This is a genomic window from Aureimonas endophytica (assembly GCF_014642635.1).
Taxonomy (GTDB): Bacteria; Pseudomonadota; Alphaproteobacteria; order Rhizobiales; family Rhizobiaceae; genus Plantimonas; species Plantimonas endophytica.
This window is the reverse complement of record NZ_BMIQ01000001.1, coordinates 488,123-512,501: the sequence shown is the minus strand read 5'-3', so window position 1 is coordinate 512,501 and position 24,379 is coordinate 488,123. Positions and strand designations below refer to the sequence as shown.

Below are 24,379 nucleotides of genomic sequence, written 5' to 3'. Positions count from 1 at the left end.
AGAAGCCGGCGACTTCGAACTCCATCGGGGCGGCCGCGCCGCCCGAAAAAACAATCATGGATACGATCCTTATCATCATCCACCTGATGATCGTGCTCGCGCTGATCGTCGTCGTTCTGCTTCAGCGCTCGGAAGGCGGTGCCCTCGGCATCGGCGGAGGCGGCGGCGGTCTGATGACGGCGCGCGGCGCGGCGAACGCCCTGACGCGGACGACCGCGATCCTCGCCGCGGGCTTCTTCATCACCTCGCTCGCCCTCGGACTCACCGCCCGCTACGGCGCGCGGCCGACCGACATTTTGGATCGGATTCCGGCGAACCAGAGGGCGCCCGCCGGCAATACAGGCGGCAATCTCCTCGATCAGATCGGCGGCATGCCGGCGACGAGCGGCGTCCCGGCCGGCGGCACGGCGTCGCAGTCGCAGTCGGAAGTGCAGACCCCGGCGGGCACGCCGGCCAGCGCCGATCCCGCGATCGCTCCGTCGAGCGCGACGACCACGGCGCCCGTCGATGCGACCCCGCAGACCGGCGTTCCGGCCGGCGGCAGCGCGGCGCCGACCCCGGCGGCCCCCGCCACCGAGGCGCCGGCTCCGACCGCGAGCGGACAGGCGCCCGCGACCCCGGCGACGCCGGCGCAGTGATCGAGCGGCCGCGTTCGATCGCGGCCCGAAACTCATGAGAAGAGGGCGCCGCCGGGCGCCCTTTTTCGTTCCGGCCGCATTTCGGGCTGGCGGAATCCAGCGCATCGCAGTATCGGGAAAGTCCATGGCGCGTTACATCTTCATCACCGGCGGCGTGGTTTCATCTCTTGGGAAGGGCATCGCATCGGCCGCGCTCGGCGCGCTGCTGCAGGCGCGCGGCTATCGCGTGCGCCTTCGCAAGCTCGATCCCTATCTCAATGTCGATCCCGGGACGATGAGCCCGACCCAGCACGGCGAGGTCTTCGTCACCGAGGACGGCGCCGAGACGGATCTCGATCTCGGCCATTACGAGCGGTTCACCGGCCGTTCGGCCAACCGGCTCGACAACGTCACCACCGGCCGGATCTATATGGATCTGATCGCCAAGGAGCGACGCGGCGACTTTCTCGGCGCGACGGTCCAGGTGATTCCGCACGTGACCGACGCCATCAAGACTTTCGTCCTCGACGGCAACGAGGATTACGATTTCGTCCTTTGCGAGATCGGCGGCACGGTCGGCGACATCGAGGCGATGCCCTTCATGGAGGCGATTCGCCAGCTCGGCAACGACCTGCCGCGCAACGGCGCCGTCTACATCCACCTGACGCTGATGCCCTATATCCCGACGGCGGGCGAGCTGAAGACCAAGCCGACCCAGCATTCGGTGAAGGAGCTGCGCTCGATCGGCATCCAGCCGGACATCCTCCTGGTGCGCGCCGATCGGCCGATCCCGGTGGAGGAGCGGCGGAAGATGAGCCTCTTCTGCAATGTGCGGGAAACGGCGGTGATCCAGGCGCTCGACGTCGCGACGATTTACGACGTGCCGATCGCCTATCACGCGGAAGGGCTGGACACCGAGGTGCTGGCCGCCTTCGGCATCGATCCGGCGCCGAAGCCGAAGCTCGAGCGCTGGCAGCAGATCGTCAACGGCATCCGCAACCCGGAAGGCGAGGTCACGATCGCCGTCGTCGGCAAATATACCGGGCTGAAGGACGCCTATAAGTCGCTGATCGAGGCGCTGCATCATGGCGGCCTCGCGAATCGGGTCAGCGTCAAGCTGGACTGGATCTCCTCCGAGGTCTTCGAGCAGGAGGATCCGGCGCCCTATCTGGAGCGCGTCAACGGCATTCTCGTGCCGGGCGGCTTCGGCGAGCGCGGCTCGGAAGGCAAGATCCTCGCCGCCAAATTCGCGCGCGAGCATCAGGTGCCCTATTTCGGCATCTGCTTCGGCATGCAGATGGCGGTGATCGAGGCGGCGCGTTCGCTCGCCGGCATCGAGAAGGCCTCGTCCACGGAGTTCGGTCCCGCCGAGGAGCCGCTGGTCGGCCTGATGACGGAATGGATGCGCGGCAACGAGCTTGAGCAGCGCCGCGCCGAGGGCGATCTCGGCGGCACGATGCGGCTCGGTTCCTATCGCGCCGCGCTGGCGCCGGGATCGCGCATCGCCGAGATCTACGGGAACACGGAGATCGTCGAGCGGCACCGCCACCGCTACGAGGTGAACCGCGCCTACAAGGAACAGTTGGAGGCGGCCGGACTGCGCTTCGCCGGCATGTCGCCGGACGGGCTGCTGCCGGAGACCGTCGAACTGCCCGACCATCCCTGGTTCATCGGCGTGCAATACCATCCCGAACTGAAGTCGCGGCCCTTCGAGCCGCATCCGCTCTTCCGCTCCTTCATCGCGGCCTCGGTCGAACGCTCGCGGCTCGTCTGACGATGCGCGGCGGGCGCGATCTCGACCATGTGGTCATGCCCGTCGCCGATCTCGGCAGCGCTCGCGAGCTTCTGACAGGCCTCGGCTTCACGGTGGCGCCGGAAGCCTCCCATCCCTTCGGCAGCGGCAATGCCTGCGTCTTCTTCGCGGATGGCAGCTATCTGGAGCCGCTGGCGCTGCTCGACCGGGATCTCGCCGAAACCCGTGCCGCCGAGGGCAACGCCTTTCTGCGCCGCGACATCGCCTATCGCCTGCGCCATCCGCTTCCCGCCTTCACCGGCGTCGCCATTCGCAGCGCCGATGCGCTGGCGGATCGCGACACCTTTTCCTTCGCAGGTTTCGACGGCGGCGAGATCCTGGAATTCGGCCGGCCTTTCACCGGGCCGGACGGCCGGGTGATCGATCTCTCGTTCCGGCTCGCCTTCGCCGCCGAGCGCGCGGCGCCGGAAACCTTCGTCTTCGCCTGCCAGAGGCTGTTCGATTTCGCGCTCGACCGCTCGGCGCTGACGCGCCATCCGAACCGCGTGACGGGCATTGCCCATCTCGTCTTCGCCGCCGACGAGCCGGACCGCTTTCGAGGGTTCCTCGAAGCGGTGCTGCGCTGCGAGAGCGAAGTGATCAATTCCCTCGGTTTTTCGGCGGCGATCGGCAATGCGCGGATCGAGGTTCTGACACCGGACGGTCTCGCGGCGCGCTACGGCACGAGCGTCCGGGCCGAGAGCGGTCTGCGGCTCGTCGGCCTGCTGCTGGAAACGGAGGCGTTGGAAACCGTCGGCGCGCTCGCCCCCGAAACCGGCCGGCGGCCGACCGAAATCCTGGGCCGCCTCGTCGTGCCGATCGGGGACGAGAGCGGCATCTTTCTCGCCTTCGAGACCCGGCGCCGCTGATCGTCGGTTTTTCGCCGCGCGCCTGTTCAAACCGTCACGGGCCTGTTCTATGAGACCGCTGGAGAAAGTCTGCGGGTTGGCCCGGCGGGTCCTTTCCGCTTCCGGTTCGCCGCCGAACCGCGTCGCTGCCTCGACATCGGGGGCGACGGGCGCCGATCCGGAAGCGCGAGACATCCGACGCGGCCCGGCCGTCGCAGGTTCCGCAAACGGTTTCGCCGGGCGCGCCATGCGGGCGCTTCGAGCAAGGAGGAACACATGGCCGCGATCATCGACATCATCGGGCGCGAGATTCTGGACAGCCGGGGCAACCCGACGGTCGAGGTCGACGTCATTCTCGACGACGGCGCCATGGGCCGGGCCGCCGTGCCCTCGGGCGCCTCGACCGGCGCCCACGAGGCGGTGGAACTGCGCGACGGCGACGAGCGCTACGGCGGCAAGGGCGTGCGTCAGGCCGTGGACGCCGTGAACGGCGACATCATGGAAGCGCTGATCGGCCTCGAATCGGAGAACCAGATCGCCATCGACAAGACGCTGCGCGAGCTGGACGGGACCGAAAACAAGAGCCGGCTCGGCGCCAACGCCATTCTCGGTGCCTCGCTCGCCGTCGCCAAGGCTTCCGCCGAATCCTGCGGCCTGCCGCTCTACCGCTATGTCGGCGGCGCCAATGCCCATGTCCTGCCGGTGCCGATGATGAACATCATCAATGGCGGCGCGCATGCCGACAATCCGATCGACTTCCAGGAATTCATGATCATGCCGGTCGGCATGGACAGCTTCTCGGAGGCTCTGCGGGCCGGCGCCGAGATCTTCCAGGCGCTGAAGAAGGATCTGAAGCGCGCCGGACACAACACCAATGTCGGTGACGAGGGCGGTTTCGCTCCGAACCTCGCCTCGGCTCGCGACGCGCTCGACTTCGTGCTGAAGTCGATCGAGACCGCCGGCTACAAGCCGGGCGAGGACGTGTTTCTGGCGCTCGACTGCGCCTCGACCGAATTCTTCAAGAACGGCGTCTATGATCTCGAAGGCGAGAACCGCAAGCTGTCCTCCGTCGAGATGGCCGACTACCTGGCTGAGCTCTCGTCCGCCTATCCGATCATCTCGATCGAGGACGGCATGGCCGAGGACGACTGGGAAGGCTGGAAGGCGCTCACCGAGAAGGTCGGCAACAAGGTGCAGCTCGTCGGCGACGATCTCTTCGTCACCAACGCCAAGCGCCTGCGCCAAGGCATCGATCTCGGCGTCGCCAATTCGATTCTCGTGAAGGTCAACCAGATCGGCTCGCTCACCGAGACGCTGGAAGCGGTCGATGTCGCGACCCGTGCCGGCTATACGGCGGTCATGTCGCACCGCTCCGGCGAGACCGAGGACGCGACCATCGCCGACCTGGCCGTCGCCACCAATTGCGGGCAGATCAAGACCGGCTCGCTGTCGCGCTCCGACCGGCTCGCCAAGTACAACCAGCTGCTGCGCATCGAGCAGGAACTCGGCGAGCAGGCGGTCTATGCCGGCCGCTCGATCCTGCGGCGTCGCTGATCCGCATCGCCGCAAAGCAGATTTCGAAGCGGGCGCGCCTCAGGCGCGCCCGTTGTCGTTTCCGTCCATCTCCTTGACCACCTGACCATAGGACAAGAGCGCGAAGAGCGCCGCGCCGCCGATGATATTGCCGGCAAGGGCAGGGATCTGGAAATTCCAGAGAAGCTCGCCAAAGCTCCGCTCGCCATGGAAGACGAGGAGAAAGACCTCGACGGACCCTGCCACGATATGGGCGAGATCGAAGAGCGCGATCAGATAGGTGAGGAGCGCGATCACGAAGAAGCCGAAGGCCTCGCTCGACGGCATCAGCCAGACGAGGGTCGCCATGATCCAGCCGGCGGCGATGCCGTGAAGCAGCGTTTCGGAGGCGCCCGACGCCACCGCCTCCTCGGCGATCGACAGCGCCGCCCTGGTGATCTCCGGCTCCCCCATCACCTCCAGCGCCATGGCGCCGCCATAGATGGCCGTCCCGACCATGTTGGCGAGAAGCACGATGGCCCAGAGGCGCAGCAGCGCCAGGACGCCCTTCGCGGTCGGCCGGGCGAGGATCGGCAGCGTCGCGGTGAGCGTGATCTCGGTGAAGAGCTGCTGGCGGCCGAGAATCACGATCAGAAAGCCGACGGCATAGCCCCAGTTCTCGACCAGGGGTCGCCAGGGCGCGTCGGGCAGATGGGCGCGTAGAGCAGCTTCCGTGAAGAGCGAGAAGCCGATGGAAAGCCCAGCCGCAAGCCCCGACCACCAGAGACTGGCACCGGGCCGGGCCAGTTCGTCCTCACCTTCCTGCCGCACGGTCTCGTAGACGGCGAGAGGCCGCAGCTTGCGGCTTTCCCTGACCTCCTCCAGTTCCGTTTCCGACAGGGACGAGCCCTCGTCGTTCAGGCGCCGGCGCGTGACATGATTCGAGGGATCCCGAGCCGTTTCGCTCCGTCCGGCCGGCTTCGCGCCTTCGCCTTCGATCGTTCGACGCTCTTCGTCCATCCACCCGCTTCCGCCGGACGCCCACGCCCGATGCGCGCGTCCCTCGGAGCAATGATCTGGAGCGGATCGTCGGGGTGGCGAAGGACGACATGCTTAACCGCCCATTAATGGCCGCGGGATAGGATCGCGGCATGGCGAGATCGATCCTGACGAAGCAATATCGGAAGTCGAAGCTGGCGCGGCTGATTGTCCCGGTCGTCAGCTGCAGCTTCCTGGCCTATTTCGCCTTCCACGCCCAGAGCGGCCATTACGGCCTGGAATCGAAGCGCGAGTTGATGCAGAGCCTAGCCGCCGCCGCCGAGCGCTACGACAAGTTGCGCGACCAGCGCGAGCGTTTGGAGAAGCGTGTGGAGCTTCTTCACGACGGCACGCTCGATCGCGACATGATCGACGAACGGGCGCGTCAGGCGTTGAACTATTCGACGCCGGACGAAGTCATGATCATGCGGTAAATTGAACCGAACGTGAGTTAATTCTACCGCATCGCAGCAATTCAACCAGATAGAGGTTTATCTGCGGCGTCCGGCTTGCGGCGCCCCCCGCCATCGGTATATTCGCGCGCCAGTCGCATCCCTTCACCGGGATGCCCGCGAAACGGAGACGCACGATGCCGGCGGTCAAGCAGAAGAAGGCGGGCGAGGCGGAGGCGGCGCCGGGCGCCGAGGCGATCGTCAGGACGCTGGAACAGTTTGAGGCGCCCGCGCCCGCCGAGTTCTCGAAGGACGAGGAGCTGCGCGCCTATCGCGACATGCTTCTCATCCGCCGCTTCGAGGAGAAGGCCGGCCAGCTCTACGGCATGGGCTTCATCGGCGGCTTCTGCCATCTCTATATCGGCCAGGAAGCCGTCGTCGTCGGCATGCAGATGGCGATGCAGGAAGGCGACCAGGTCATCACCGGCTATCGCGACCACGGCCATATGCTCGCCACCGGCATGGAAGCACGCGGCGTGATGGCGGAGCTCACCGGCCGCCGTGGAGGCTACTCCAAGGGCAAGGGTGGCTCCATGCATATGTTCTCCAAGGAGAAGCATTTCTACGGTGGCCATGGCATCGTCGGCGCCCAGGTGCCGATCGGCACGGGTCTCGCCTTCGCCAACCGCTACAAGGGCAATAGCAGCGCCTCGATCACCTATTTCGGCGACGGCGCGGCGAACCAGGGCCAGGTCTACGAGGCCTTCAACATGGCCTCGCTCTGGAAGCTGCCGGCGGTCTATGTGATCGAGAACAACCGCTACGCCATGGGCACGGCCGTCAACCGCGCTTCGGCGGAGACGAACTTCGCCCATCGCGGCCTCTCCTTCAAGATTCCCGGCATTCAGGTCGACGGCATGGATGTCCGCGCCGTGCGCGCGGCGGGCGAGCTGGCGCTCTCCCATTGCCGCGAGGGCAACGGCCCGATCATCCTCGAGATGCTGACCTATCGCTATCGCGGCCATTCGATGTCGGACCCCGCCAAGTACCGCACGCGCGACGAGGTGCAGCGGATGCGCTCGGAGAACGATCCGATCGAGAAGGTCCGCCAGCGGCTCATCGACACCTACGGGATGTCCGAGGACGATCTGAAGTCGATCGACAAGGACGTGCGCGACACCGTCGCCGATTCCGCCGACTTCGCCCAGAACGACCGCGAGCCGGACGCTTCGGAACTCTGGACGGATATCTATGCGGGCGAAGTTCCGCAGGCGGCCGAGTAAGGACTGGAGGGCACCATGCCGACCGAGATCTTGATGCCCGCCCTCTCGCCGACGATGGAAGAGGGCACCCTTTCGAAATGGGTGAAGAACGAGGGCGACACCGTCGCCCCCGGCGACGTGATCGCCGAGATCGAGACCGATAAGGCGACGATGGAGGTCGAGGCCGTGGACGAAGGCGTCCTCGGCAAGATCCTCGTCCAGGCCGGCACCGAGGGCGTGAAGGTGAACGCCCCGATCGCGCTGCTTCTCGCCGATGGCGAGGACAAGTCCGCGCTGAACGGCGCGGCCGCGGGCGCCAAGCCCGCCGAGGAGAAGCCGGCCAAGGCGGCGACCGAGGATTCGGCCGGCGAGAAGGCGACGTCCGAGAAGGTGGCCGGCCCGAAGACCGTTCCGGCCGAGGGCATGAAGCATCCCGAGCCCGAGGACGCCGATGGCGATCTCGCCGAGGAAGTGCCGGCCGGCACCGAGATGGTTTCCACGACGGTTCGCGAAGCCCTGCGCGACGCGATGGCCGAGGAGATGCGGCGCGACGAGGCCGTGTTCCTGATGGGCGAGGAAGTCGCCGAATATCAGGGCGCCTACAAGATCAGCCAGGGCCTGCTCGACGAATTCGGCGCGCGCCGCGTCGTCGACACGCCGATCACCGAACATGGCTTCGCCGGCCTCGGCGTCGGCGCGGCCTTCGGGGGCCTGCGTCCGATCGTCGAGTTCATGACCTTCAACTTCGCCATGCAGGCGATCGACCAGATCATCAATTCGGCGGCCAAGACCCTCTACATGGCCGGCGGCCAGATGGGCTGCCCCATCGTGTTCCGCGGCCCGAACGGCGCGGCGGCCCGCGTCGCCGCGCAGCACAGCCAGGACTACGCCGCCTGGTACGGCCATATTCCGGGCCTCAAGGTGGTGATGCCCTATACGGCAGCGGACGCGAAGGGGCTGATGAAGTCGGCCATCCGTGATCCCAATCCGGTCATCGTTCTCGAGAACGAGATCCTCTACGGCCATTCCTTCGATGTGCCGAAGCTGGACGACTGGACCGTGCCGATCGGCAAGGCCCGCATCCATCGCAAGGGCAAGGACGTCACCATCGTCTCCTTCGGCATCGGCATGACCTATGCCGTGAAGGCGGCGGAGGAACTGGCGAAGGAGGGCATCGAGGCCGAGATCGTCGATCTGCGCACGATCCGCCCGCTCGACATCGCCACCGTCGTGCGCTCGGTGAAGAAGACCAATCGCTGCGTCACGGTCGAGGAAGGCTGGCCGCAGAGCTCGATCGGCTCGCACATCGCCTCCGAACTGATGGAGCGCGCCTTCGACCATCTCGACGCGCCGGTGCTGAAGGTGACGGGCAAGGACGTGCCGATGCCTTACGCGGCCAACCTGGAAAAGCTCGCTCTGCCGTCGGTCAAGGACGTGATCGAGGCGGTGAAGGCGGTCTGCTACCGGACCTGATCGGATCATGGGCGGCCGGAGCGCGAGACAGGACGGAAGGAGTCGCCGCTGATGTCGGCTCTTTCCCGCGCGCGCCCGGCCACCTATGCCGATCTCGAACGGGTGCCGCCGCATCTCGTGGCGGAGATCCTGCACGGCTCGCTCGTCACTCATCCACGCCCAGCGCCGAAGCATGTTCGTGCCTCCTCGGCGCTGGGCATGACGATCGGCGCGCCCTTCGATCGCGGGCGGGGCGGACCGGGCGGCTGGCTGATCCTCGACGAGCCGGAACTGCATCTCGGCACGGATGTCGTGGTGCCGGATCTCGCCGGCTGGCGGCGCGAGCGCATGCCGGTCCTGCCGGAGACGGCCTATTTCGCCACCGTTCCGGACTGGATCTGCGAGGTCGTCTCGCCCTCCACCGAGGCCTACGATCGCGGCGTGAAGCGCGAGATCTATGCCGGCGCCGGCCTTCCTTATCTCTGGCTGCTCGACCCTCGGGCCGAGCTTCTCGAAACCTTCGAGCGTCGCGACGGCGGCTGGCTGCTGACCGGGACCTATACCGGTCTCGACGCGGTTGCCGCGCCGCCGTTCGACGCGATTTCCTTTCCGCTCGCCGAGCTCTGGCCGTTCAGCCAGACCGCCGAGCCCGCCGCCGGAACCGCTCCGGCGACATCTGCAACCGAGACCTGATTCGCGGAGACGCTCCATGCCGATCAACGTGACGATGCCGGCGCTTTCCCCGACCATGGAGGAGGGCAATCTCGCCAAGTGGCTGGTGAAGGAAGGAGACAAGGTCTCCTCCGGCGACGTCATCGCCGAGATCGAGACCGACAAGGCGACGATGGAAGTCGAGGCCGTGGACGAGGGCACGGTGGCGAAGATCGTCGTGCCTGCCGGTACGGAAGGCGTGAAGGTCAATGCCGTCATCGCGATCCTCGCCGCCGACGGCGAGGATGCGGGCGCAGCGGGTGCCGGCAACAGCGCTGCGCCGGCCGCCGATGCCAAGCCGGTTGGCGATCCGAAGGCCGACAATGCCGTGATCGGCACGGAAGCCGAGGCGAAGGACCCGGAACTGCGCGGCTACGCGAAGAGCGACGCGATGAGCGCCGGCGCCGCTGCGGCGCCGAAAGGAGCCTCGGCGTCGAACGGCGAGCGCGTCTTCGCCTCGCCGCTCGCCCGTCGCCTCGCCAAGGAGCAGGGCATCGATCTTGGCGCCGTCACGGGCTCCGGTCCGCATGGCCGTATCGTGAAGGCGGATCTGGAAGGCGCCGCGAAGGGAGGGGCGGCCAAGGCCGCGTCCGCCGCCGAGGCGCCGAAGTCGGCCGCGCCGGTTGCCGAAGCGCCGGCCGCCGCCGCAGCGCCGAAGGCGCCGAGCGACGATCAGGTGACGAAGCTCTTCGCCGAAGGCTCCTACGAGAAGGTGCCGCATGACGGCATGCGCAAGACCATCGCCCGCCGCCTCGTCGAGGCGAAGACGACGGTTCCGCATTTCTATCTGACGGTCGATTGCGAGCTCGACGCGCTTCTGGCCCTGCGCACGCAGCTGAATTCCGCCTCGCCGACGGTCAAGACCTCGGCCGGCGAGAAGCCGGCCTACAAGCTCTCGGTCAACGACATGGTGATCAAGGCCATGGCCCTCGCCCTCAAGGCCGTGCCGGACGCCAACGTCTCCTGGACCGACGGCGCGATGCTGAAGCACAAGGCGGTGGATGTCGGCGTCGCGGTGTCGATCGAGGGCGGTCTCATCACCCCGATCATCCGCAAGGCCGAGGCGAAGACGCTCTCCGCCATCTCCAACGAGATGAAGGATCTCGCGAGCCGCGCCCGGTCGCGCAAGCTGAAGCCGGAGGAATATCAGGGCGGCACGACGGCGGTCTCCAATCTCGGCATGTTCGGCGTGCGCGACTTCGCCGCCATCATCAATCCGCCGCATGCGACGATTCTGGCGGTCGGCGCGGGCGAGCAGCGGGCGGTGGTGAAGAACGGCGCCGTCACGGTCGCGACGGTGATGTCGGTGACGCTCTCGACGGATCACCGGGCGGTGGACGGCGCGCTCGGTGCCGAACTGCTCCAGGCCTTCAAGGGCTTCATCGAAAATCCGATGAGCATGCTCGTCTAAGGGAGCGCGGCCATGACGACGGTTCTCTGCTACGGCGACTCGTTGACCTGGGGCTACGACGCGGAGACCGCCGGCCGCCATTCCCACGAAACCCGCTGGCCCTCGGTCCTCGCCGCGGGCCTCGGGCCGGAGATCGAGGTGATCGCCGAGGGCCTCAACGGCCGCACGACCATCTTCGATGATCCCAGCACCGTTGCGGATCGCAACGGTGCGCGCGTTCTGCCGACCATTCTCGGCACGCATCAGCCGATCGATCTCGTGATCTTCCTGCTCGGCACGAACGATCTGAAGCGCCATACCGGCGGCGGCCGTGCCTTCGAGGCGGGCATCGGCATCGAGCGTCTGGTGGAGATCGTCCAGACCTTCCCCTATCAGCGCGGCTACGCGGTGCCGAAGATCCTGATCGTCTCGCCGCCCTGCTTCGTCGCGACGGAGGACCCGGAAGCGCAGATGCTCCTCGGCCATGCGATCGAAGAATCGCAGAAACTGTCCTACTGCTATGCCTTCGTCGCGGAGGAATATGGCTGCGACCTCTTCGATGCCGGCGAGGTCTGCGAGACGACGCCGCGCGACGGCTTCCATCTCGACGCGGAGAACACGAAGCGGCTGGGCGAGGCCCTGGTCGAGCCGGTCCGCGCGATCCTCGCCCGTTCCTGATCCGACAGACATTCGCCGGCCCCGTTCTGGAGAACCCTGCAAGCCATGGCTGACACTTACGACATCATCGTCATCGGCGGTGGCCCCGGCGGCTATGTCGCCGCCATCCGCGCCGCGCAGCTCGGTTTCAAGACCGCCGTCGTCGAGCGCGAACATCTCGGCGGCATCTGCCTCAACTGGGGCTGCATCCCGACCAAGGCGCTGCTGCGCTCGGCCGAGATCTTCCACTATGCCGAGCACGGTGCGAATTACGGCCTGAAGATCGAGAAGCCCGGCTTCGACATCGCCGATGTCGTGAAGCGCTCGCGCGGGGTCTCGGCGCAGCTCAATGGCGGCGTCGGCATGCTTCTGAAGAAGAACAAGGTCGACGTGATCTGGGGCGAGGCCCGCATCGAGAAGGCGCCGCAGGGCGGCCCGGTCGAGATCTCGGTCGGCAAGATGAAGAAGCCGGCGGTCGAGCCGCAGAATCCCGTGCCGAAGACGGTGCTGGGCGAGGGGACCTATAAGGCCAAGCACGTGATCGTCGCCACCGGCGCGCGGCCGCGCGTCCTGCCCGGCATCGAGCCGGACGGCGACCGCATCTGGACCTATTTCGAGGCGATGAAGCCGAAGGCCATGCCGAAGTCGCTGGTCGTGATGGGGTCGGGTGCCATCGGCATCGAATTCGCCTCCTTCTACCGCACCATGGGCGCCGAGGTGACCGTGGTGGAACTCCTGCCGCAGATCCTGCCGGTGGAGGATGCGGAGATCGCCGGCGTCGCCCGCAAGCAGCTGGAAAAGCTCGGCATCCGCTTCATGACCGACGCCAAGGTGACGAAGGTCGCCAAGGGTGCCGATGGCGTCAGCGTCGATATCGAGGCGAAGGGCAAGATCGAGACGCTGAAGGCCGAGCGGCTGATCTCGGCCGTCGGCGTCCAGGGCAATTCGGAAGGGCTCAATCTCGAGGGCGTCGGCGTCGCCATCGAGCGCGGCATCGTGAAGACCGACGGGCTCGGCCGCACCAATGTCGCCGGCATCTATGCCATCGGCGATGTCGCCGGGCCGCCGATGCTTGCCCATAAGGCGGAGCATGAGGGCGTCATCTGCGTCGAGGCGATCAAGGGCCTGCATCCTCATCCGATGAAGAAGGAGCACATCCCGGGCTGCACCTATTGCCAGCCGCAGGTGGCGAGCGTCGGACTGACCGAGGCGAAGGCCAAGGAGAGCGGTCGCGAGTTGAAGATCGGCCGGTTCCGTTTCATCGGCAACGGCAAGGCGATCGCTCTCGGCGAGCCGGAAGGCATGGTGAAGACCATCTTCGACGCCAAGACCGGCGAGCTGCTCGGCGCGCACATGGTCGGCGCGGAAGTGACGGAACTGATCCAGGGCTTCGTCGTGGCGATGGGCCTGGAGACCACCGAGGAGGACCTGATGCACACGGTCTTCCCGCATCCGACCCTGTCGGAGACGATGCATGAGAGCGTGCTGGACGCCTACGGACGCGTCATCCACATGTGAGGCCGATCGGGGCGCGGAACCGGGCGAAATCCCGGCCGCGCCTCGATATTTTGATGCGGCGTCATCTTGCCGCGCCGGGCCGCCGCCCAATCTCCATCAGTAACGAAAACCACTGCATGGAGTAACGGAATGAGCACGAACGGCGTTGGTTGGCTCGGTGCGATCATTATCGGCGGCATCGCCGGCTGGCTCGCCGAGCAGTTCATGAAGAGCGACATGGGCGTCCTCATGAACATCATCCTCGGCATTGTCGGTGCCGTGGTCCTCAATGCGATTCTGGCGGCCTTCAATGTCGGCTTCGTCGGCGTCATCGCCTATCTGATCATCGGCTTCATCGGCGCCTGCCTGCTGATCGCGGTGGCCCGGATGTTCCGAGGCCGCAGGGTCTGACGTCGACCGCTTCGATCGCCGAGGCCGAATTCTGATACGCCGCTCCCGGTCCGCCGGGGGCGGCGTCTTGTTTCATTTGCACGGCAAGCTCAGCGGGCTTAAATTCCTCGCCATGGTCACCATTCTCGACACCCGCGCTCCCGCCGCCGCCACGCCCCGGCCGCGCCACCCCGAAAAGGCCCACCGGCCGGACAACGAGAGCCTGCCAAAGCCGGACTGGATCCGGGTCCGCGCGCCCGTGTCGAAGGGCTATGACGAGACGCGCGAGATCGTCCGCTCGAACAAGCTCGTCACGGTCTGCGAGGAGGCGGGCTGTCCCAATATCGGCGGGTGCTGGGAGAAGAAGCACGCGACCTTCATGATCATGGGCGGCATCTGCACGCGCGCCTGCGCCTTCTGCAACGTCGCGACGGGCAAGCCGCACGCCCTGGACCGGGACGAGCCGCAGAGCGTCGCCCGCGCCGTCGCGGCGATGGGGCTCAGCCATGTCGTCGTCACCTCGGTCGATCGCGACGATCTCGCCGATGGCGGCGCGGAACATTTCGCCGAGACGATTCGCGCGATCCGCGCCGCGGCGCCCGGCACGACCATCGAGATCCTGACGCCGGACTTCCTGAAGAAGCCGGGCGCGCTGGAGGTGGTGGTCGCCGCAAAGCCTGACGTCTTCAACCACAATCTCGAAACCGTGCCCTCGAACTATCTGACGGTGCGGCCCGGCGCGCGCTATTTCCATTCCATCCGCCTGCTGCAGCGGGTGAAGGAACTCGACCCGACGATGTTCACCAAGTCCGGCATCATGGTCGGTCTCGGCGAGACGCGGAACGAGGTCCTGCAGCTGATGGACGACCTGCGCACCGCCGATGTCGATTTCCTGACCATCGGCCAATATCTGCAGCCGACGAAGAAGCACCACGCCGTGATGAGCTATGTCACGCCGGACGAGTTCAAGTCCTACGAGACGGTCGCCTATGCCCGCGGCTTCCTTCTCGTCTCGTCCAGCCCGCTGACGCGCTCTTCGCATCATGCGGGCGAGGACTTTGCCCGGCTCCAGGCCGCGCGGCTGGCACGCCAGGCGGCGGCCTGAGGGAGAGCGCTTCGCATGCCGAAATTCGAGACGGTCCGCCCCGTCGAGCACGCGCCGGAACAGATGTTCGATCTCGTCGCCGACGTGGAGCGATACCCGGAATTCCTGCCGCTCTGCGAGCGGCTGGAGGTGCGCTCGGAACAGGAGCGCGACGGCAAGCGCCTGCTGATCGCCGACATGACCGTCGCCTATAAGATGGTGCGCGAGACCTTCGCCTCGCAGGTCCTGCTGAAGCCGCAGGACCGCGAGATCGACGTGAAATATATCGAGGGGCCGTTCCGCTATCTCGACAATCGCTGGACCTTCGAGCCGCGCGAGGGCGGCGGCACGAATGTGCGCTTCTTCATCGACTACGAGTTCAAGAGCCGCATGCTCGGCATGCTGATGGGCTCGATGTTCGACTATGCCTTCCGGCGCTTCGCCCAGGCCTTCGAGGAACGGGCGAACAAGGTCTACGGCCGCGCCTCGGCGCTGCCGGCCGCCTGAAGCGCTTCCTCCAGAAGATCGAAGGCGGTCGCCACGCTGCGATGGCGGATCTCCTCGCGCGTCAGCGAGCCGAAGCGGCGCTCGACATGCCGCGTGCCGGACCCGCTCGCGAGGCCGAAATGGACGAGACCGACGGGTTTGGCATCGCTGCCGCCGCCCGGCCCGGCGATGCCGGTGACGGCCACCGCCAGTTCGGCCCGCGAGGCGGCGAGGGCGCCTTCCGCCATGGCGCGCGCGACCTCGGGCGAGACCGCGCCATGGGCGGCAATGAGCGCGGGGGAGACGCCGGTCATCTCGCTCTTCGCCTCGTTCGAATAGGTGACGAAGCCGCGATCGAGCACAGCGGAAGAGCCGGGGACATCGGTGACGAAGGCCGCGATCAACCCGCCGGTGCAGGATTCCGCCGTGACGATCCGCATGCCGCGCGCCGCGAGGCGGGCGACGAGATCCTCGGCGCGCGTCCGAAGATCCTGGCGCGCGGTCATCGCGGACCCGCCTCGCCATAGCTGACGCTGGCCGTCGCGATCGCCGCGATGCCCTCACGCCGGCCGATGAAGCCGATCCCCTCGTTGGTGGTCGCCTTCACCGAGACGCGGCCCGCATCGAGCCCGGTCATCTCCGCGAGCGCGGCGCACATGGCGTCGCGATGCGGCATGATCTTCGGCGCCTCGGCGATCAGCGTCACGTCGACATTGCAGATGCGTCCGCCGTTCTCACGCACGATCGAGACGGCATGCCGCACGAAGATGTGGGAGGCGGCCCCGCGCCAGCGCTCGTCCGTCGGGGGGAAATGCGTCCCGATATCGCCCGCGCCGCAGGTCGCGAGCAGCGCGTCGGTCAAGGCATGGAGGCCGACATCGGCATCCGAATGGCCGGACAGCGCGCCGTCATGCGCGATCCGCACGCCGCAAAGGGTGACATGGTCGCCGGGCACCAGTTGGTGCACGTCGTAGCCGTTGCCGGTCCTGACATCGATCATCCGCAGTCGCGCCTCCGCCCGCTCGAAATCGCCGGGATAGGTGAGTTTCACATTGTCGGGCGAGCCTTCCACCAGCCTGACGGCGCAGCCCGCCCATTCGGCCACCGCCGTGTCATCGGTGAAGTCGTGCCGGCCCTCGGCGGCGGCGCGCTCGTGGGCGGCGAGAATGGTGCGGAAATCGAAGCCCTGGGGAGTCTGCGCGCCATGGATGCCCGTGCGGTCGACCGTCGCCTGCACCCGTCCCGCCGCGTCGACGCGCTTCAGCGTGTCGGCGATGGCCGAGCCGGGCAGGGCGGCGAGGCGCGGCTCGATGGCCGCGATCACCCGGCCGATGGTGTCGCGATCGACGAAGGGCCGGGCGGCGTCGTGTATCAGCACCACCTCGGGCGCCGCGTCCCGCAGCCGGTCGAGACCGGCGAAGACGGATTGCTGGCGGGTCGCGCCGCCGAGGGCGAAGTCGATTCCATCGTAGACGGAAAGAAGCTGCCGTGTCCGGTCGAGGTCGTCGGGATGCACGACGACGACGATCGTCGCGAAGAACCCGCTTTCGACCAGACGGGCCACGGCATGCTCCAGCACCGGCCGGCCGGCGAGAAGTCGGAACTGCTTCGGCTCGTCGAAGGGCGGGCCGGCCCGAAGGCCGCGACCGGCCGCGACGACGATGGCGGCGGCGGATCGGCGCGGCAGCCCGGGTTCTGCGGGAAGAATGATCATCGGCTTCGGATGGACCACAGCTTTTGCTGCGCTGCAAGCTAAACTGCTTGTCTTTTGTGCACCACTGGATAAGTTGGCAGTCGATGGCGCAAGAATCGACACATGTTCCGGCTGCTGAGCTTTTGAGCGAAATGCCGCGTGTCTCCCGTCCGGCCGATCGGTCGCTGGCGGAGCCGCTCGCGGTCGCTTCGCTGCGACTGCCGAACCGCGTCTTCCTCGCGCCGCTGTCCGGCATCTCCGACGTGCCGTTCCGCCGGCTCGCGCGCCGCTTCGGTGCCGGCTCGGTGGTCTCGGAGATGGTGGCCAGCGCCGAACTGGTGAAGAATCACCCCGAAAGCCTGTTGCGGGCGATGCGTGACGGCATGGGCGCCCATATCGTGCAGCTCGCCGGGCGCGATCCGGTGTGGATGCGCGCGGCGGCCGAGCGGCTGGCCGATCTCGGCGCCGATGCGATCGATATCAATATGGGGTGCCCGGCCAAGAAGGTGGTCGGCGGTCTTTCCGGCTCGGCCCTGATGCGCGAGCCGGAACTGGCGCTCGCCATCGTCGAGGCGACGGTCGCCGGGGCGGGCTCGGTGCCGGTGACGCTGAAGATGCGGCTCGGCTGGGACGAGCAGTCCATCAATGCGCCGGCGATCGCGGCCCGTGCCGAGGCGGCGGGCATCCGCATGATCGCCGTGCATGGCCGCACCCGCATGCAATTCTACAGCGGCCGGGCGGACTGGCCGGCGATCGCGGCCGTGAAGACGGCCGTGTCGGTGCCGCTCGTCGCCAATGGCGATCTCACCCGCCCGGACGAGGCGCAAGCCATGCTCCGTCTCAGCGGCGCCGATGCGCTGATGATCGGACGCGGCGCGCAGGGGCGACCCTGGCTGCCGGGGCTCGTCGCCGGGGCCGTCGGTCGCGCCGATCTCGAAGCGGTGAGCCTCAGCGATCTTATCTGCGAGCATTATGAAGCGATGTTGGAGCATTACGGCCAGGAGGTCGGCGCGAAGGCCGCCCGCAAGCATCTCGGATGGTATCTCGATCGCCTGGAGCCTGGAGCCTCGCCCGCGAGGACGGAACTCTTGAGCACGGACGATCCGGCCCTCGTGCCGCGTCTCGTACGCCGGCGCTTCGCCGGCCTGTCCGCGGCCGATGCCGAGTTCAGCGCGGCTGTCTCGCGGCGGGAGGCGGCCTGACATGAAGCCGGCCAAGCCCGCGGCGGAGATCGCGGTTCAGACGCTGAATGCCCTGCCGCATCCCGTCGTCGTCATTGACGGCGCGGGGCAGCTCGTTTTCGTCAATTCGGATGCCGAGCACTTCTTCTCGGCCGGCGCCACCTATCTGACGAAGCGCAAGCTCGCCGATTTCATTCCCGCCGACAGTCCGCTCTTCGCGCTGATCGATCAGGTGCGCGGCGATCGCTCGCGCATCAGCGAATATCGCGTCGACGTCTCCTCGCCCCGGCTCGGAGCCGATCGGCTGGTCGACCTCTATGTGTCGAGCCTCGCCGAGGATACCGATCATGTCGTGATCATGATCCAGCTGCGCTCGATTGCCGACAAGATGGACCGCCAGCTGACGCATCGCTCCGCCGCGCGTTCGGTGACGGGCCTCGCCGCGATGCTGGCGCACGAGATCCGCAACCCGCTGTCCGGCATCAAGGGCGCGGCGCAGCTGCTCGAAGCATCGGCCAGCGACGAGGATCGCGCCCTGACGCGTCTCATCGGCGAGGAGAGCGATCGCATCGTCAAGCTGGTCGACCGCATGGAGGTCTTCTCCGACCAGCGGCCGATCGAGCGTTCGGCGGTGAACATCCATTCCGTGCTGGAACATGTGAAGACGCTGGCGCGCAGCGGCTTCGCCCGCGAGGTGAAGTTCCTCGAGACCTACGATCCGTCGCTTCCTTATGTCTTCGGCAACCGCGACCAGCTCGTCCAGGTCTTCCTCAATCTCGTGAAGAATGCCGCCGAGGCGCTGCACGGCCAGGAGGGCGCCGAGATCCGGCTCTCGACCGCCTTCAGGCCCGGCGTGCGCCTGTCGGTTCCCGGCACCAAGGCCCGGATGACCCTGCCGCTCGAATTCGTGGTGGAGGATAACGGGCCGGGCGTGCCGGACGATATTCGCGAGAACATCTTCGATCCCTTCATCACCACCAAACCCAGCGGGTCCGGTCTCGGCCTCGCCCTGGTCGCGAAGATCATCGGCGATCATGGCGGCGTCATCGAATGCGAGTCCCAGCCGGGCCACACCGTATTCCGCGTTTTGATGCCGGCCTGGCAGGACGAGACCGACAAGCGTTCCGCCCATGCGCGCCGGAGCTAGATAAGACGATCCCATGGCCGCCTCCGCTCAGATTCTCGTCGCCGACGACGATGCCGCGATCCGAACCGTCATCTCGCAGGCCATGATCCGCGCCGGCTTCGAGGTGCGCGTCACCTCGAACATCGCGACGCTCTGGCGCTGGATCTCGGCGGGCGAGGGGGATCTCGTGATCACCGACGTCCTGATGCCGGACGGCAATGCCTTCGACGTCCTGCCGCGGATCAAGAACCTGCGGCCGGAACTGCCGGTCGTGGTGATGAGCGCCCAGAACACGTTCATGACGGCGATCAAGGCCTCGGAGCGCGGCGCCTACGACTACGTGCCGAAGCCCTTCGACCTGACCGAGCTCGTCTCGATCGTCCGCCGGGCCCTGGCCGAGCCGAAGAGCGCGCAGTCCACCCAGGCGGAGGATGCGGGCGAGAACATGCCGCTCGTCGGCCGCTCGCCCGCGATGCAGGACATCTATCGCGCTCTGGCGCGGATGATGCAGACGGATCTGACGGTGACGATCACCGGCGAATCCGGCACCGGCAAGGAACTCGTGGCGCGCGCGCTCCACGACTATGGCCGCCGCCGCAAGGGCCCCTTCGTCGCGATCAACATGGCGGCCATCCCGCGCGATCTCATCGAATCGGAGCTTTTCGGCCATGAGAAGGGCGCCTTCACCGGCGCGCAGACCCGATCCAGCGGCCGTTTCGAGCAGGCCGAAGGCGGCACGCTCTTTCTCGACGAAATCGGCGACATGCCGATGGAAGCGCAGACGCGCCTGCTGCGCGTCCTGCAGCAGGGCGAATATACGGTGGTCGGCGGCCGCACGCCGATCGCCACCGACGTGCGCATCGTCGCCGCCACCAACAAGGACCTCCGCCAACTCATCGGCCGGGGCCTGTTCCGCGAGGATCTCTTCTATCGCCTGAACGTCGTGCCGCTGCGTCTGCCGCCCCTGCGCGAGCGCATCGAGGACCTGCCCGATCTCGCCCGCCATTTCTTCCAGATCGTGCAGAAGGAAGGCCTGCCCCGCAAGGTTCTGACCTCCGGCGCGCTCGACGTGCTGCGCCGCTACCATTGGCCGGGCAATGTGCGTGAACTAGAAAACCTCATCCGCCGCCTCGCCGCGCTCTATCCGCAGGACGAGATTTCGGCGGAGATCATCGAGCACGAACTCGCCGCCGACCATGCCCGCACGCTGGATGGGCCGGTGGACGGGACGAAGCCCGTCGATCTCAGCGCCTCGGTCGAGCGCTACCTAACGGAATATTTTGCCTCCTTCGGCGACGATCTGCCGCCGGCGGGCCTGCACGGGCGTATCCTGCGCGATGTGGAATACCCGCTGATCGCGGCGGCCCTTGCGGCGACGCGCGGCAATCAGGTAAAGGCAGCCGATCTTCTCGGCGTGAACCGCAACACGCTGCGCAAGAAGATCCGCGACCTCGATATCTCGGTCGTCCGCTCCATCCGTTAAAAATAAATAAATCCGCCGCGTCGTTGCATTTTGAACACAAAGCGTTGCATTATCGCAACGATGAGATGTGATTTCAGCGACGCGATTCGATGCCCGCGCGATCCTTGACGCAGGTCGAGGCGGCGCCGTTCTTCCCGGAACGTCGCCGCTTCATGCTTGTCCCCGGCCTGATCGCCGTGGCCGGTGCCCTGATCACTGGCGCGATTTCCTTCGTCGTCCTGATGGGGCTGACGCCGATCGAGCCGGACGGGCAGGTCGTGAAGATCGCGACGCTCGTCAACGGCGCCTTCGTCCTCATCCTTTGCGGGTTGATCGGCCGCGAGGCGGTGCGCATGCTGAACGCACGGCGCAAGGGCAAGGCCGCCTCGCGGCTGCATGTGCGCATCGTCGTGCTCTTCGCCATCGTCGCCGCCATTCCCGCGCTGCTGGTGGCGATCGTCGCCGGCATCACGCTCGATCTCGGCCTCGACCGCTGGTTCGAGATCCGCACCCGCGCGATCGTCGATTCCTCCGTCAGCGTCGCGCATGCCTATGTCAACGAGAATGCCCGGAACCTCCAGGGCTCGACCCTGTCGATGCGCTACGATCTCGATTCGCAGCGCCGGTTGTTCGATCTCGACCGCAACGGCTTCCAGGAGATGTTCGACGAGCAGGCGAGGGGCCGCTCGCTGCTCGGCGCCCAGTTGATCGCGCCGGACGGCAGCCAGGTGCTGGCCGCCGACATCCAGACCGACAAGCCGCTGCCGCCGCCGCCCGAGGATGCGCTGGCGCGCGCCAAGGCCGGCAATCTCGTCTTCATTCCACCGGGTGCCACCAATCTCGTTGGCGCGCTGCTGAAGCTCCAGACGCTCGGCGACATCTATCTCTACACGATCCGCCCGCTCGACCCGCAGGTCGTCGCGGCCCTCCGGCTGATGGAGGACCGCACCCGCGAATATCGCAATCTCCAGAACAACCGCGTCGGCACGCAGATCGCCTTCGCGCTCCTCTATCTCGGCATCACTCTCATCGTGCTCCTGTCGGCGATCTGGACCGGCATCGGCGTCGCCGACCGGCTGGTGCGGCCGATCCGGCTGCTGATCACGGCGGCGGACGAGGTGAGCGAGGGCAATCTCGCGGTCTCGGTGCCGGTGCGCGGCTCGGACGGCGATGTCGGCTCGCTGTCCAACACCTTCAACAACATGACGCAGCAATTGCGCAGCCAGCGCGACGAGCTGATCGCCACGAACGCCGTCATCGACGAGCGCCGCCGCTTCACCGAGGCGGTTCTCTCCGGCGTCACGGCCGGCGTCATGGGCGTCGGCAGCGACGGCACGATCGCGATGCTGAACCCTTCGGCCGAGCGCATCCTGGCGGTCCAGGCCGACGATGTCGTCGGCCGCAATCTCAGCGACGCCTTTCCGATGCTCGGCGGCATCTATCGCGCCGCCGGGTCCTCCAAGAAGGCCGAATATCAGGAGGAGCTGAAGCTCCGCGTGCGCGACCGCGACCGGGCGCTGGTCGTCCGGATCACCTCGGAAGAGAGCGTCGTCGGCCGCCATTCGAGCGTCATCACGCTCGACGACATCACCGATCTCGTCGAGGCGCAACGCTCCTCGGCCTGGGCGGATGTGGCGCGGCGCATCGCGCACGAGATCAAGAACCCGCTGACGCCGATCCAGCTCTCCGCCGAGCGCATCCGCCGTCGCTACGGCAAATATGTCGAGAACGACCGCGAGATCTTCGATCGCTGCATCGACACGATCGGCCGTCAGGTCGCCGATATCGGCCGGATGGTGGACGAGTTCTCGACCTTCGCCCGCATGCCGAAGCCGAAGATGGAGGCCAAGGACCTGCGCGAGGCGCTGAAGGAAGCCGTGTTCATGCGGGAAATGGGCGATCACGGCATCCGCTTCACCACCCGTTTCGAGGACGAGCCGATGCTCGGCTCCTTCGACATCCGCCTTCTCAGCCAGGCCTTCGGCAATCTGGTGAAGAATGCGACCGAAGCCTTCGAGGGCGTCGAGGTCGCCGATCCGGCGATCCGCATCGAGGCGAGGCGGGACGGCGCCATGTTCCGCGTCGAGATCGCCGACAACGGCAAAGGTTTCCCGCGCGAGGATCGAGACCGCCTGCTCGAGCCCTATATGACGACGCGGGAAAAGGGGACCGGGCTCGGCCTTGCGATCGTGCGCAAGATCATCGAGGAGCACGGCGGCTCGATCGAGCTCGACGATGCGCCCGAGGGCGAGCGCGGCGCCGTGGTGCGCATCCGTCTGCCGGCCGGCGAGGCCGATGAGTTCGGCGCCACCGCGCGCCGCGACACGAACAACGAGAGGACTGCGAACTGATGGCATCGGACATCCTGGTCGTCGACGACGAAGCGGACATTCGTGAGCTGGTTGCCGGGATCCTCGAGGACGAGGGCCACGAGACCCGGATGGCCGGCAATTCCGAGGCGGCGCTGCAGGCGATCGCCGATCGCGTTCCGCGTCTGGTGTTTCTCGACATCTGGCTGCAGGGTAGCCGGCTCGACGGGCTGGATCTCCTGGAAGCGATCAAGACGCAGCATCCGGAAGTGCCCGTGGTGATGATTTCCGGCCATGGCAATATCGAGACGGCGGTCTCCGCCATCCGGCGCGGCGCCTACGACTATATCGAGAAGCCGTTCAAGGCGGACCGGCTGGTGCTCGTCGCCGAGCGCGCGCTGGAAACCTCGAAGCTGAAGCGGGAGGTCTCGGATCTTCGCCGCCGCTCCGCCGACTTCTCCGAACTCGTCGGCAAGTCGCATCAGATGAACCAGTTGCGCACGACGATCGAGCGCGTCGCCCCGACCAACAGCCGCATCATGATCCTTGGGCCCTCGGGCTCGGGCAAGGAGATGGTCGCCCGCGCCATCCACGCGCGCTCGTCGCGGGCGAAAGGGCCCTTCGTCGCGCTGAACGCCGCCGCCATCACGCCCGACCGCATGGAAGTGGAGCTCTTCGGCACGGAAACGCCGCCCGGCATCGAGCGCAAGGTCGGCGCCTTCGAGGAAGCGCATGGCGGCGTCCTGTTCCTGGACGAGATCGGCGACATGCCGCGCGAGACGCAGAACAAGATCCTGCGCGTTCTCACCGAGCAGACCTTCGAGCGCGTCGGCGGCGCGAAGAAGGTGAAGGTCGATGTGCGCATCATCTCCTCCACCTCGCACAATCTGGAATCGATGATCGCCGAGGGGAGCTTCCGCGAGGACCTCTATCACCGCCTGTCGGTGGTGCCGATCAGCGTGCCGCCGCTGTCGGAACGCCGGGCCGACATTCCCTTGCTCATCGAGGCCTTCATGAAGCAGATCGGCGAGCAGACCGGCATCAAGCCGAAGGAGATCAGCGGCGAGGCCATGGCCGTGCTCCAGGCGAGCGACTGGCCGGGCAACATCCGGCAGCTGCGTAACAATGTCGAACGGCTGATGATCCTGTCGCGCGAAGACGAGGGCAGCGCCATCACGGTCGACATGCTGCCGCACGAGGTCGGCGAGATGCTGCCGCGCACGCCCTCGCAGGCGGACGGGCGCATCCTGGCCCTGCCGCTGCGCGATGCGCGCGAGGTGTTCGAGAAGGAATATCTCGTCGCGCAGATCAACCGCTTCGGCGGCAATATCTCGCGCACGGCGGAATTCGTCGGCATGGAGCGCTCGGCCCTGCATCGCAAGCTGAAGTCGCTCGGCATTTGATTCAGTTGCGCCGAATCGGCCGCGAATGCTAGGCAGCGAGCCGTGGACATGCTGGGGCCTTCCGCATCGAAAGCTCC

Annotated in this window: 22 protein-coding genes; 19 read left to right on the top strand and 3 right to left on the bottom strand. The window is 66.9% G+C overall.

The features are described from left to right. The first annotated feature begins 56 nt into the window (after positions 1–56). The 4 genes from secG (at position 57) to eno (ending at position 4,811) form a co-directional block, all read left to right on the top strand. A complete protein-coding gene (secG, locus tag IEY14_RS02560; protein WP_188906638.1) occupies positions 57–638 on the top strand; it encodes a preprotein translocase subunit SecG in 582 nt (193 codons plus the stop codon). A 124-nt stretch (positions 639–762) separates the two neighbouring features. After that, positions 763–2,391 carry a CTP synthase gene (gene pyrG / locus IEY14_RS02555; protein WP_188906637.1) on the top strand — a complete coding sequence of 543 codons (1,629 nt, stop codon included), beginning with the start codon at positions 763–765 and terminating at the stop codon, positions 2,389–2,391. A 2-nt stretch (positions 2,392–2,393) separates the two neighbouring features. Further along, positions 2,394–3,278 (top strand): VOC family protein, encoded by an 885-nt coding sequence (locus tag IEY14_RS02550; protein ID WP_188906636.1) that lies wholly within the window; start codon positions 2,394–2,396, stop codon positions 3,276–3,278. Between the two features lie 255 nt (positions 3,279–3,533). Beyond that, on the top strand, positions 3,534–4,811 hold the full coding sequence (gene eno, locus IEY14_RS02545) for a phosphopyruvate hydratase (RefSeq protein WP_188906635.1): 1,278 nt from the start codon (positions 3,534–3,536) through the stop codon (positions 4,809–4,811). 39 nt (positions 4,812–4,850) lie between these two features. Here eno and IEY14_RS02540 read toward each other — a convergent pair whose 3' ends face one another. Beyond that, positions 4,851–5,789: a formate/nitrite transporter family protein gene (locus tag IEY14_RS02540; protein WP_188906634.1), complete on the bottom strand. Its 939-nt coding sequence runs from the start codon at positions 5,787–5,789 to the stop codon at positions 4,851–4,853. Between the two features lie 131 nt (positions 5,790–5,920). Here IEY14_RS02540 and IEY14_RS02535 point away from each other — a divergent pair, with 131 nt between their 5' ends. The 10 genes from IEY14_RS02535 (at position 5,921) to IEY14_RS02490 (ending at position 15,149) form a co-directional block, all read left to right on the top strand. Further along, positions 5,921–6,241, top strand: a complete 321-nt coding sequence (locus tag IEY14_RS02535; RefSeq protein WP_244639270.1) for an FtsB family cell division protein — start codon at positions 5,921–5,923, stop codon at positions 6,239–6,241. A gap of 155 nt (positions 6,242–6,396) precedes the next feature. Further along, a complete protein-coding gene (gene pdhA / locus IEY14_RS02530; protein WP_188906633.1) occupies positions 6,397–7,482 on the top strand; it encodes a pyruvate dehydrogenase (acetyl-transferring) E1 component subunit alpha in 1,086 nt (361 codons plus the stop codon). Positions 7,483–7,497: 15 nt separating this feature from the next. Next, positions 7,498–8,934, top strand: a complete 1,437-nt coding sequence (locus tag IEY14_RS02525) for a pyruvate dehydrogenase complex E1 component subunit beta (protein ID WP_188906632.1) — start codon at positions 7,498–7,500, stop codon at positions 8,932–8,934. A 51-nt stretch (positions 8,935–8,985) separates the two neighbouring features. Further along, on the top strand, positions 8,986–9,606 hold the full coding sequence (locus tag IEY14_RS02520) for a Uma2 family endonuclease (protein ID WP_188906631.1): 621 nt from the start codon (positions 8,986–8,988) through the stop codon (positions 9,604–9,606). Positions 9,607–9,622: 16 nt separating this feature from the next. Beyond that, on the top strand, positions 9,623–11,035 hold the full coding sequence (locus IEY14_RS02515; RefSeq protein ID WP_188906630.1) for a pyruvate dehydrogenase complex dihydrolipoamide acetyltransferase: 1,413 nt from the start codon (positions 9,623–9,625) through the stop codon (positions 11,033–11,035). Between the two features lie 12 nt (positions 11,036–11,047). Continuing rightward, entirely contained in the window at positions 11,048–11,692 is a 645-nt protein-coding gene (locus IEY14_RS02510; RefSeq protein ID WP_188906629.1) for an SGNH/GDSL hydrolase family protein, read from the top strand. Between the two features lie 45 nt (positions 11,693–11,737). After that, positions 11,738–13,189 carry a dihydrolipoyl dehydrogenase gene (lpdA, locus tag IEY14_RS02505; RefSeq protein WP_188906628.1) on the top strand — a complete coding sequence of 484 codons (1,452 nt, stop codon included), beginning with the start codon at positions 11,738–11,740 and terminating at the stop codon, positions 13,187–13,189. A gap of 129 nt (positions 13,190–13,318) precedes the next feature. Further along, positions 13,319–13,579: a GlsB/YeaQ/YmgE family stress response membrane protein gene (locus tag IEY14_RS02500; RefSeq protein WP_188907361.1), complete on the top strand. Its 261-nt coding sequence runs from the start codon at positions 13,319–13,321 to the stop codon at positions 13,577–13,579. A gap of 112 nt (positions 13,580–13,691) precedes the next feature. Beyond that, complete coding sequence (lipA, locus tag IEY14_RS02495) at positions 13,692–14,663, top strand: lipoyl synthase (protein ID WP_188907360.1); 972 nt, start codon at positions 13,692–13,694, stop codon at positions 14,661–14,663. Between the two features lie 15 nt (positions 14,664–14,678). Beyond that, complete coding sequence (locus IEY14_RS02490; RefSeq protein ID WP_188906627.1) at positions 14,679–15,149, top strand: type II toxin-antitoxin system RatA family toxin; 471 nt, start codon at positions 14,679–14,681, stop codon at positions 15,147–15,149. On the opposite strand, the gene IEY14_RS02485 is transcribed toward IEY14_RS02490, so the two are convergent. Both IEY14_RS02485 and IEY14_RS02480 read right to left on the bottom strand, forming a co-directional pair. Continuing rightward, a complete protein-coding gene (locus tag IEY14_RS02485) occupies positions 15,116–15,634 on the bottom strand; it encodes a CinA family protein (protein ID WP_188906626.1) in 519 nt (172 codons plus the stop codon). The two genes, IEY14_RS02490 and IEY14_RS02485, sit on opposite strands and share 34 nt — an antisense overlap. Further along, positions 15,631–16,842 carry a bifunctional 2-C-methyl-D-erythritol 4-phosphate cytidylyltransferase/2-C-methyl-D-erythritol 2,4-cyclodiphosphate synthase gene (locus IEY14_RS02480; protein WP_188906625.1) on the bottom strand — a complete coding sequence of 404 codons (1,212 nt, stop codon included), beginning with the start codon at positions 16,840–16,842 and terminating at the stop codon, positions 15,631–15,633. Before IEY14_RS02480 ends, IEY14_RS02485 begins: the two co-directional genes overlap by 4 nt. A gap of 131 nt (positions 16,843–16,973) precedes the next feature. Here IEY14_RS02480 and dusB point away from each other — a divergent pair, with 131 nt between their 5' ends. From dusB to ntrX, 5 genes are all read left to right on the top strand, one after another. Then, positions 16,974–18,023: a tRNA dihydrouridine synthase DusB gene (dusB, locus tag IEY14_RS02475; protein ID WP_188906624.1), complete on the top strand. Its 1,050-nt coding sequence runs from the start codon at positions 16,974–16,976 to the stop codon at positions 18,021–18,023. 1 nt (position 18,024) lies between these two features. After that, entirely contained in the window at positions 18,025–19,149 is a 1,125-nt protein-coding gene (locus IEY14_RS02470) for a two-component system sensor histidine kinase NtrB (RefSeq protein WP_188906623.1), read from the top strand. A gap of 13 nt (positions 19,150–19,162) precedes the next feature. Continuing rightward, complete coding sequence (gene ntrC / locus IEY14_RS02465) at positions 19,163–20,611, top strand: nitrogen regulation protein NR(I) (RefSeq protein WP_188906622.1); 1,449 nt, start codon at positions 19,163–19,165, stop codon at positions 20,609–20,611. 89 nt (positions 20,612–20,700) lie between these two features. Continuing rightward, on the top strand, positions 20,701–22,941 hold the full coding sequence (locus IEY14_RS02460) for a sensor histidine kinase NtrY-like (protein WP_188906621.1): 2,241 nt from the start codon (positions 20,701–20,703) through the stop codon (positions 22,939–22,941). Further along, on the top strand, positions 22,941–24,302 hold the full coding sequence (gene ntrX, locus IEY14_RS02455; protein ID WP_188906620.1) for a nitrogen assimilation response regulator NtrX: 1,362 nt from the start codon (positions 22,941–22,943) through the stop codon (positions 24,300–24,302). The genes IEY14_RS02460 and ntrX overlap by 1 nt, the downstream gene beginning before the upstream one ends. Positions 24,303–24,379: the final 77 nt, after the last annotated feature.